The organism is uncultured Bacteroides sp. (assembly GCF_910586915.1).
In the GTDB taxonomy this organism is placed as follows: Bacteria; Bacteroidota; Bacteroidia; order Bacteroidales; family Bacteroidaceae; genus Bacteroides.
On sequence record NZ_CAJULN010000004.1, the window covers coordinates 120,358 to 130,133 of the forward strand.

General features: G+C 46.6%; 9 protein-coding genes and 1 tRNA gene. 5 read left to right on the forward strand and 5 right to left on the reverse strand.

What is annotated here, in order from left to right:
* The first annotated feature begins 373 nt into the window (after positions 1 to 373).
* Genes QZ331_RS03105 through QZ331_RS03115 form a run of 3 tightly spaced genes read left to right on the forward strand, consistent with a single transcriptional unit; the run spans position 374 to position 3,980 of the window.
* Positions 374 to 1,684, forward strand: a complete 1,311-nt coding sequence (locus QZ331_RS03105; RefSeq protein WP_294627942.1) for an anaerobic C4-dicarboxylate transporter — start codon at positions 374 to 376, stop codon at positions 1,682 to 1,684.
* A gap of 37 nt (positions 1,685 to 1,721) precedes the next feature.
* Positions 1,722 to 2,777, forward strand: coding sequence for an L-asparaginase 2 (gene ansB, locus QZ331_RS03110; RefSeq protein ID WP_294627943.1), 1,056 nt, complete (start codon positions 1,722 to 1,724; stop codon positions 2,775 to 2,777).
* Between the two features lie 15 nt (positions 2,778 to 2,792).
* Positions 2,793 to 3,980, forward strand: coding sequence for a porin (locus QZ331_RS03115; protein WP_294627945.1), 1,188 nt, complete (start codon positions 2,793 to 2,795; stop codon positions 3,978 to 3,980).
* A gap of 111 nt (positions 3,981 to 4,091) precedes the next feature.
* Here QZ331_RS03115 and QZ331_RS03120 read toward each other — a convergent pair whose 3' ends face one another.
* The 4 genes from QZ331_RS03120 to QZ331_RS03135 form a co-directional block, all read right to left on the reverse strand.
* Complete coding sequence (locus tag QZ331_RS03120; protein WP_002558131.1) at positions 4,092 to 4,313, reverse strand: DUF2795 domain-containing protein; 222 nt, start codon at positions 4,311 to 4,313, stop codon at positions 4,092 to 4,094.
* A 72-nt stretch (positions 4,314 to 4,385) separates the two neighbouring features.
* Positions 4,386 to 4,949 (reverse strand): cob(I)yrinic acid a,c-diamide adenosyltransferase, encoded by a 564-nt coding sequence (locus QZ331_RS03125; protein WP_294627947.1) that lies wholly within the window; start codon positions 4,947 to 4,949, stop codon positions 4,386 to 4,388.
* Positions 4,950 to 5,002: 53 nt separating this feature from the next.
* On the reverse strand, positions 5,003 to 5,626 hold the full coding sequence (locus QZ331_RS03130; protein WP_294627948.1) for a hypothetical protein: 624 nt from the start codon (positions 5,624 to 5,626) through the stop codon (positions 5,003 to 5,005).
* 118 nt (positions 5,627 to 5,744) lie between these two features.
* The gene (locus QZ331_RS03135) at positions 5,745 to 6,428 is read right to left on the reverse strand and encodes an energy transducer TonB (protein ID WP_294627950.1); all 684 of its coding nucleotides are present in this window, start codon (positions 6,426 to 6,428) and stop codon (positions 5,745 to 5,747) included.
* 308 nt (positions 6,429 to 6,736) lie between these two features.
* On the opposite strand from QZ331_RS03135, the gene QZ331_RS03140 reads away from it, so the two are divergent.
* Positions 6,737 to 8,290: a HAMP domain-containing sensor histidine kinase gene (locus QZ331_RS03140; RefSeq protein ID WP_294627952.1), complete on the forward strand. Its 1,554-nt coding sequence runs from the start codon at positions 6,737 to 6,739 to the stop codon at positions 8,288 to 8,290.
* A gap of 460 nt (positions 8,291 to 8,750) precedes the next feature.
* The gene (locus QZ331_RS03145; RefSeq protein ID WP_294627954.1) at positions 8,751 to 9,503 is read left to right on the forward strand and encodes a hypothetical protein; all 753 of its coding nucleotides are present in this window, start codon (positions 8,751 to 8,753) and stop codon (positions 9,501 to 9,503) included.
* Positions 9,504 to 9,625: 122 nt separating this feature from the next.
* Here the strand turns inward: QZ331_RS03145 and QZ331_RS03150 are convergent.
* A tRNA-Asn gene (locus QZ331_RS03150) sits at positions 9,626 to 9,699 on the reverse strand.
* Between the last annotated feature and the right edge of the window lie 77 nt (positions 9,700 to 9,776).

The following is a 9,776-nucleotide window of genomic DNA, read 5'->3' on the forward strand; positions in this document are numbered from 1 at the left end:
AGTCCTTAATATAACCAACCGGCGAGGGTATTGTTTTTACAAACAGGCAAAAGATTGTCCGCCATCTTCCGGAAGCTGCCAAATGCGGTTTTTACACACTAATAATCAAGTAGTTACAGCACATATAGATGCTGCGTGCAGGAGATATAGATGCTGGACATTGGATATATATGCGCTGGAGATAGGACATATATGCGGTGGAAACAGGAGATATATGTGCTGAAAATCGGCCGTTTGGCGGGTGAAAACAGCGGGTAAACATCATAGGCAAAAACCATCCTGCAAGTTTTTTTTGTTGTTAATGGAAGAAAAAGAAAACACAAAGAACTAAAACTGCTATCTTTGTGTTTAAACCTAAAAAAAACAGTAACCTATGATACTACAATTAGCATTTGTCCTGACTGCCATTATTATCGGCGCACGCCTGGGTGGCATCGGTCTCGGCGTGATGGGCGGCGTCGGGTTGGCGATACTCACATTCGGCTTCGGGCTGCAACCCACCGCTCCGCCTATCGATGTCATGCTAATGATTGCCGCCGTCATCTCGGCTGCCGCCTGTATGCAGGCTGCGGGCGGATTGGATTATATGGTAAAGCTGGCAGAACGCTTGCTACGCAAGAATCCTTCGCACGTCACGCTGTTGAGCCCGTTGGTGACTTACTTGTTCACCTTCGTTGCCGGAACGGGACACGTCGCATATTCCGTGTTGCCGGTGATAGCGGAAGTTGCCACCGAAACCAAAATCCGCCCGGAACGCCCGCTCGGCATCGCGGTCATCGCTTCACAACAGGCCATTACGGCAAGTCCCATCTCCGCCGCTACCGTGGCGTTGCTCGGACTGCTGACGGGATACGACATTACGCTGTTCGATATTCTCAAAATTACCATCCCCGCCACTCTCATAGGCGTTCTGGTAGGCGCCTTTTTCTCCATGAAGGTAGGCAAAGAACTCGTAGACGACCCCGAATATCAGAAGCGGCTCAAAGAGGGACTTTTCAACGGCACAAGGGTAGAGATTAAGGACGTAAGGAACAAACGGCAGGCAATGCTTTCGGTCATTATCTTCCTATTGGCAACGGCGCTTATCGTATTCTTCGGCTCGTTCGAGGGGCTGCGCCCGTCTTTCGTCATCAACGGTGAGGAGACTGCTTTGGGAATGTCGGCAATCATTGAAATTGTCATGCTGTCGGCTGCCGCCATCATTCTCCTGGCAACCGGGACCGATGGAATCAAGGCGACACAAGGCTCCGTGTTTCCTGCCGGAATGCAGGCGGTCATCGCCATTTTCGGTATTGCCTGGATGGGCGACACGTTTCTCCAGGGTAATATGGCACAACTTACGTCCTCCATCGAAGGTATCGTCCGCCAGATGCCGTGGCTCTTCGGAATTGCCCTGTTCGTAATGTCTATCCTGCTGTACAGCCAGGCTGCTACCGTACGGGCGCTTATGCCGTTGGGCCTTGCATTGGGTATCTCGCCCTATATGCTGATTGCCCTATTCCCTGCCGTCAACGGTTATTTCTTTATTCCGAACTACCCCACCGTGGTAGCCGCCATCAATTTCGACCGGACGGGAAGTACCGGAATCGGCAAATACGTCCTGAACCATTCGTTCATGATGCCGGGAATGATATCCACCGTCGTGGCTATCGTCTTAGGACTACTCTTTATACAATTATTCTAATCTACATAAAAATCAACCACCTAAACTTCATCCAATTATGAAACAGTTCAGAAGATTGGCCGTCGTAGCAGCCCTGCTGCTCAGCTTCACAATGGCGTTTGCCGCAAAACCGAATATCCATATCCTCGCCACCGGAGGAACCATTGCTGGAACAGGAAGCTCCGCCACCGGAACCAGCTATACCGCCGGACAAGTGGCTATCGGAACCTTGCTCGATGCTGTTCCGGATATCAGAAACATCGCCAATGTGACAGGCGAGCAGATTGTCAGAATAGGTTCGCAGGACATGAACGATGCAGTATGGCTGACACTTGCCAAGAAAATCAACGAGTTGCTGAAACGTCCGGACATCGACGGCATCGTCATTACGCACGGAACGGACACGATGGAAGAGACCGCCTATTTCCTCAACCTGACCGTGAAAAGCAACAAACCGGTCGTGTTGGTAGGTGCCATGCGCCCTTCCACCTCCTTGAGTGCCGACGGGCCGCTGAACCTGTATAACGCCGTAGTCACTGCCGCCGCCACAGAGTCGAGAGACAAAGGGGTGCTGGTTGCCATGAACGGGCTTATTCTCGGAGCAGCAAGCACAGTAAAGATGAACACCGTCGACGTACAGACATTTCAAGCTCCCAACTCCGGCGCTTTGGGATATATCCTCAACGGGAAGGTATTCTACAACCAAGTGACGCTGAAGAAACACACCACACAGTCCATCTTCGATGTCACGCATCTCACCTCGCTGCCCAAAGTCGGCATCATCTACAGTTACTCCAACATCGAAGCAGACCTGATGGCGCCTCTCCTCCACAACGGATACAAAGGAATTATCCATGCAGGAGTAGGCAACGGCAATATCCACAAGAACATCTTCCCTTCGCTGATAGAAGCCCGAAAGAAAGGAATACTCGTTGTCCGCTCTTCACGTGTGCCGACAGGCCCCACTACGCTCGACGCCGAAGTAAACGACGCGCAATGCCGGTTTGTGGCCTCGCAAGAACTGAATCCGCAAAAGGCACGTGTGCTGTTAATGCTCGCATTGACCCAAACCACCGACTGGCAACAGATACAACAGTACTTTAATGAATACTAAAAAACAGACCTACATATGAAGAAGTTAATCCTTATGCTACTCCTCACAGGCAGCATACAGGGAGTACACGCCCAAAAAACAGCGAAGAAAGAGCGGTTCTCGCCCGATACTCCCTTGTTTGAAGAACTGACAGGCACAAAAAAGAAAACAGATAAATTCAACCTTTACCTGAATATGCATGGCGGATTCGACGCCCGTTTCCAACACGGCTTTCAGGAAGGCAACTTCAATATGCACCAGCTTCGCATCGAAGCGAAAGGGAACATCAACGACTGGCTCTCTTACCGTTACCGCCAGCGTCTCAACCGCTCGAACGATGCAAGCGGCATGATAGACAACCTTCCCACCTCCATCGACTACGCAGGTATCGGCATCAGACTAAATGACCGCTTCAGCCTCTTCGCCGGAAAACAAAGTACTGCTTACGGCGGTTTTGAGTTCGACCTCAACCCGATTGATGTCTACCAGTACTGCGATATGATTGAACATATGAGCAACTTCATGACCGGAGTGAATGCAACCTACAACATCACCCCTACCCAGCAGCTCAACCTGCAAATACTGAACAGCCGCAACGGCTCGTTCAACAGTACCTACGGAATCACGGAAGACGCCGAAGGTAAACTCCCCGACCTGCAAGAGGGCAAACTGCCTTTGGTCTATACACTGAACTGGAACGGCAGTTTCAACAACGTATTCAAGACGCGTTGGTCGGCCTCCGTTCTGAACGAAGCCAAAGGACACAACATGTATTATTACGCCTTCGGAAACGAACTGAACATGGGCAAATGGAATGCTTTCGTAGATTTCCAGTATTCGAAAGAGGATATCGACCGCAAGGGTATCATCACCAACATCATCGGCCGCCCGAGCGGGCACAACGCATTCGATGCAGGCTATCTTTCCGTCATAGCCAAATGCAACTACCGCTTTCTGCCGAAATGGAATGCTTTCGTAAAAGGAATGTACGAAACAGCGTCTGTCACCAAAGCATCGGAGGGAATAGAAAAAGGGATTTACCGTACTTCGTGGGGTTACTTGGCAGGTATCGAGTTTTACCCGATGAAAAGCAACCTGCACTTTTTTCTCACTTACATAGGACGTTCGTACAAATTCGCTACCTGTACCAAAGCATCGGGACAGGATGATTACAATACCAACCGAGTCTCGGTAGGGTTTATCTGGCAGATGCCCGTGTTCTAAACGGAGAAGGAAAGCAAGGTTTATGTATGGGCTTTTAAAACATCAGCGCGAGAAACAATGAAAGTTTGTTTCTCGCGCTGATGTTTTATTATTTAACCCAATAAAAGACAATCAATATTCTTCTTCGTTAAAGAAAAAGTCTTCTTTACTGGGATAATCGGGCCAAATATCTTCAATGCTTTCATATATTTCGCCTTCATCCTCCATCTCCTGGAGATTCTCTATAACTTCAAGAGGAGCACCCGAACGCATGGCATAATCAATCAATTCATCTTTGGTTGCCGGCCAGGGAGCATCTTCGAGTTTTGATGCAAGTTCCAATGTCCAATACATACTATTTGAGTGTTTTAAGTGAATACTAAATCAGTTACTTTCTATTTTTTGGCAAAAGTATAACAAAATCCATCATTTCCAACTATTATCCCAAAATATTTCGCTGTTTTGTTCATCAAAATTAATTTTTCGGGATAAAACAAACAAATAATCTGATAATCTGTTTACAAAAGCCAATACTTCGGGGGAAATTGTACAAGTTTCGGACAAAGAGAGAATACGCCTTTCGGCCCTCCGGCAAACAGTACGGCAAATGTGGCAGACGGATGCGCCCCGGGTTCCGCCCGGCAGAATGAATGCGTTCAGTTCCGGCAGTTTATCGTCCAACCGGTCAATCTCTTGTTCGATACTCTCCACATCCTGCGGAGTAATAATGCTGGCAGGTTTCAGTTGTGTTTTCACCTGGTCGGTGGCAAGATGCGAACCGATGGCAAACAATTTATGCTGAATGCTTTGGATGAAGTCGCAATCTGTCTCGTCGGATAAGTAAGTGTACAACCATCCTAAGTGAGCATTCAGTTCGTCCACCGTACCATAGGCTTCCAGCCGGATATGTGTTTTCGGCACACGGCTGCCGCCCACCAGGCTGGTAGTCCCCTTATCGCCGGTTTTTGTATATACAAGGCTCTTTTTCATACTATTCTTTATTTTTAATCAATTATATAGGTAAGGTAAACGCACAAAGGTTCTCAGAAGTTGACGATATAATGCTGTTTTATCTTTGTTTTATCAAAAAAGAGTAAACCGAGGTCGTATAAGTCGAAAGTAATCCCTACCCGTTCATCTTCCTGCAAGCGTTTCCAAAAGGCTTTCATCTCTTTTGAATAACAGATGCCGTGCACCACAAACACGCTTTGCCGAGTAACCCGCCGCACGCAGGCACCGAAGATGTCTTCCAACAGTTCGGGATGCCGATAGTCATTCAGATACAGAAAATCAATCGGAACGTGCTCACTCAGATGCAAATCGGACAAATCGGAAATAAAAAGATAACCGGCGGACGGTTTTGCCGCTTGAAGATAAAGCGAGGTTGCCGACAGACACCCTGCTTCGAGCATAAAGGCGGGCTGCATCCTATTCACGAGCCGGAACAAGAAACGATTTACTTTTTGCGTACCTTCGCCGTATCCGTGTTCTCCGACCCGCTTTTTCTGCATCTTTTTCAAAGAAGCATACGCATAATAAGCCCTCTTTTCATAAATCACATCCGTTATCAGGCTGAAAGCAAAAGGAGAATGCACGCCGTATCCGCAACGATAACGGAAACGGGAAAGCCAGATAAAAGGTCTTTTCATACAGAGTAGAAGATTCATAGAAGTATCATTCGTTTGTTATTCAACAGTACAAAGATATGTTTTTTTATCCGGATTCATGAAAAAAGAGTCGGTTCCTTGCGGAGCCGACCCTTAATCAGTCATTTATTCCAAGCTACTACTGCAACCTGAATGTTACAGGTACAGTATATTTCACCCGAACTTTTTTGCCATTCTGTACTCCGGGCTCCCATTTCGGCATGGCGTTTATCACACGGATAGCCTCCTTGTCCAAATAGGCGTCTACACCTCGTACCACTACCGGATTGGTAATCGTTCCGTCCTTGTCGACAACAAACTGTACGATTACTTTTCCTTGCGAGCCCATCTCCTGCGAAATCGTCGGATATTTGATATTGCCGCTCAAATATTTCATCAAAGCAGCCATACCTCCGGGAAACTCCGGCATAATCTCAACGCTGACATGGATAACGTCTTCTTCCACCTGTTCGGCTTCCACAACCGGCGGTATCCAGATAATATCAGGAGTAGCATCCATATCCTCCCCTACTGTGGAAACAGCATCCGTCACCTCTATATCGTTTTTTACTATCTGCAATACATCCACCACTTTGGTCTCGGGTGGTGGCGGCGGTTCGAGTTTCTCGTCAGGAAATGTGATAGGAACAAGCTCTGTCACAAAGATGGATTCATCATCGGATGATAGTGCCGCGACTTTGGCATCATGTTGTGTCCATTCGAACGATACGAACATGAAAGCAAGCGCAACAACCAAACCCATCAACAACCAAGAACTCCGTTGGTTCTCGATTGCAGCCTTTTTTGATTTCTTGGCTTCCATAAAAAATGTGTTTAAGTAATTAATAATAGAAAAATATATAGTATAACACTACTTTTCGCCTTTCCTCATTAAGCATTACTTAAAGTGCTCTCTTGCTGCTATAAATATAGTGTTTTTATGGATAGGATGTTATCGCGCCTCCCGTTTATTCCATTCTTTTTTATTCTTTTGAATAAAATTTACTTTTCGGACGTATAGCAGTCTGTCACTGTCCCTTCCGCCGTGTGTGCGGCACACACTTTTTTTGTCGTCCGTACTTTTTTCTCATATATTTGTCTTACTTTTGCAACAAACAAAAAAACAACCATATGAAAACGTCTCTTATAGCTTTTTTAATTACACTTTGTTTTTACACATCAGCTTATGCACAGGCGTCACAAAACAAAGCTACCGAACTGAAGGAACAGGCAGCAAGCAGCTTGGCACAGAAAGATTATATCAAGGCACGCTACCTCTTCAAAAGAGCCTACGAAGCCTTTGCCACACGCGAGAATTATCCGCAAGCCATCGAATGCGGTATTCAGGCAAACGCCTTGTATGTCCGTGAGAACTTCTACAAAGAGGGCTTCGAACTTTGCCGGAATATGGAACAGCTCATCTGGGCAGGCGAGCAGAAACAGAACAAAGTATTTTACGACCTACGCTTCCCCATCAACAAAGAACGGCTGCAAATGTATATCGCACTGAAAAATCCTGCGCAAGCCAAAAAGCAACTGGACAATATGGAGGAGATGGCAAAGGCAGCGCAAAACGACTCTCTGACGGAAGTGCTGCTGTATGCAAAGGCAAACTACTACTATACCTTCAACCAAAACGCACAAGGCGATGCCTGCTTCCGCAAACTTATCAACCAGCATAAGGAGAAAAAAGACTATACCAAAGTAGACGACTGCTACAAGAACCTTATCAACATCGCACGCAAAGCCAACAACGCGTCACTGATGGAACGTACGTACAAAAATTACATCGTCTGGACCGACTCTGTCAAAGCCCTGACCGCACAGGACGAATTCAACGTCTTGAAACGCCGGTACGACGAAAGCCTGCTCACCATAGAGGAGAAAGACAGCACGCTATCTGCCAAACAATACATCATCATCGGACTTTGCACACTGGTGGTCATCCTCATTGCCGCATTGGTAGTGCTTGCCGTCTTGTTATTGCGATTCATCGTCAGCAACCGCAAACTTAAGAAGAGCATCGCCATAGCCAACGAACACAATGCCTTGAAAACAAGGTTTATCCAAAACATCTCCACACAAATGGAGCCGACATTGGATACTTTAGGCACGTCGGCAGCAGAACTTTCTGCCAAAGCTCCGCAAGAAGCCAAGCAAATGCAGGCGCAAGTGGCGGCACTGAAACAGTTCAGCGACGACATCCAAGAGCTTTCTTCGCTGGAAAACACACTGACCGAGCCTTATGAAATGCAAGAGACCAACGCGAATACCTTCTGCGAAAGTGTGATGGAAAAGGCAAAAGCATTTATAAAGCCCGATGTGAACACTACCATCAACGCTCCCAAAATCCAAATGAAAGCCAACAAGGAGCAACTGGAACGCGTCCTCCTGTATTTATTAAGAAACGCCGCCATCCATACGGAACAGGGGCACATCATCCTCGACTTCAAAAAGCGTGGTGCACATACCCACCAGTTTATCGTGACCGATACGGGAAGCGGTATTCCGGCCGAACGCCAGGAAGACCTCTTCAAACCCTTCACCCGTGTGAAAGACCTTACTACCGGCGACGGACTGGGATTACCTATCTGTTCGCTCATCGCGACAAAGATGAACGGAAGCCTGACGCTGGACACAAGTTATACGAAAGGCTGCCGGTTCATCCTGGAACTGCACACATAAAAAGCCCCGGCTTATTCCCAATGCTTGTTATACATCTTTTCAATGCTTCTTATCCTCCCTGCCAATGCTTCAAAAGGGAATTAAGAAGCATTGATAATTTTAATGGTTATCCTCCTTTCCCCCTCCAAATGAGGGATTTGCAGCGTATATAGACGCTACTTCCACCACATATATGTCCTATCTCCAGCGCATATATCTCCAACGTCCAGCATCCATATCTCCTGCACGCAGCATATATATGCGCTGTAACAAGCTGATTATAAGCATACAACCACATCATTGGACAGATAGGAGAAGATGGCGGACAATCATTAAACTTCCTAACCTATCCACCTTCCACACGTTCTCCTTTTAACAAACATTAAGCACATATCTTGACCAAAATCAAGAACTTTCTCATTTATTCTCCCTTTCTTTGTGCAATTAAGTAAATCATGCTCAACCTCTTATCAGAAACGCCATGTTAAAATACACACTCGCGGTGATAGCTTTTTCAATGCTTGGTGCACTCCCCACGGATGCACAAGAAAAAACCGTTTCCTGTCTGTCCGACAAAGAAAAACCCAAAATCACCTCTTTCCAGCGACCGCTTCTCATGTCAATTTCCATCGGACCGAACTTCAATACCGGAGGAAGTGACTATCCCGAATGGTTCGGCTTCCGCCCGCAAGTTGTCACACAATTTGACTGGCGAACGAATGTTGCTTTTGCACGCCACTGGTGTGCATATATTAATATAGGAGCCAGTTTTTTCAGAGTACAGACCGACGATTTAGGAGAAAATATCATGACCGCCTTCTTCGACGAACTCTTTCTCGGAATAAGCAAAATAAAACCTTCTATAAACGCCGGTATCAGCCATCTGACAGAGAGAGGAAGATGGCAGCTCATGCCAAGAGCAGGTATAGGAGCGGCAAGCGCAAACAATACAAAAAGAACAAAAAAAATCAACGGGAAAGAGTACAAAACCGAGATAGACAGATCGCCCATCTTCTTCAACGCAGGAACTACCATAGGCTATCGGACCTCCAATATATGTAGTTTCATCGTTGACATAAATTACCGCTGCCCCATACAATCGTGCAAAGCAACCTATACAATACTGGATACGCCACCTGTGACCGAAATAAAGAAATCGCGCTCGTGGGCGAATGATTTGAGCATATCTGTCGGGCTTCAAGTTCAGACGGAATTGAAGAAAAAGAAAAGATAAGAAGAAAAGGAATTAAATAACAGGTAGCCTCCAACCGAAAAGCAAGCCAGCCTACATCCCACAACGATGCAGCAGAGATATATCAAACAAAAAAGCCACCCTTTTAGGTGGCTTCTCTTTTGCTCTTCCTCTTGGACTTGAACCAAGGACCCTCTGATTAACAGTCAGATGCTCTAACCGACTGAGCTAAGGAAGAATATTGCAACCAAGACCTCAACTTTGCTCTTCCTCTTGGACTTGAACCAAGGACCCTCTGATTAACAGTCAGATGCT

Coding starts and splice junctions, on each gene's coding strand:
- QZ331_RS03130 (WP_294627948.1), bottom strand. CDS start 5,626: ATGAATCTTCTACTCTGTATGAAAAGACCTTTTATCTGGCTTTCCCGT.
- QZ331_RS03105 (WP_294627942.1), top strand. CDS start 374: ATGATACTACAATTAGCATTTGTCCTGACTGCCATTATTATCGGCGCA.
- ansB (WP_294627943.1), top strand. CDS start 1,722: ATGAAACAGTTCAGAAGATTGGCCGTCGTAGCAGCCCTGCTGCTCAGC.
- QZ331_RS03145 (WP_294627954.1), top strand. CDS start 8,751: ATGTTAAAATACACACTCGCGGTGATAGCTTTTTCAATGCTTGGTGCA.
- QZ331_RS03135 (WP_294627950.1), bottom strand. CDS start 6,428: ATGGAAGCCAAGAAATCAAAAAAGGCTGCAATCGAGAACCAACGGAGT.
- QZ331_RS03115 (WP_294627945.1), top strand. CDS start 2,793: ATGAAGAAGTTAATCCTTATGCTACTCCTCACAGGCAGCATACAGGGA.
- QZ331_RS03120 (WP_002558131.1), bottom strand. CDS start 4,313: ATGTATTGGACATTGGAACTTGCATCAAAACTCGAAGATGCTCCCTGG.
- QZ331_RS03140 (WP_294627952.1), top strand. CDS start 6,737: ATGAAAACGTCTCTTATAGCTTTTTTAATTACACTTTGTTTTTACACA.
- QZ331_RS03125 (WP_294627947.1), bottom strand. CDS start 4,949: ATGAAAAAGAGCCTTGTATATACAAAAACCGGCGATAAGGGGACTACC.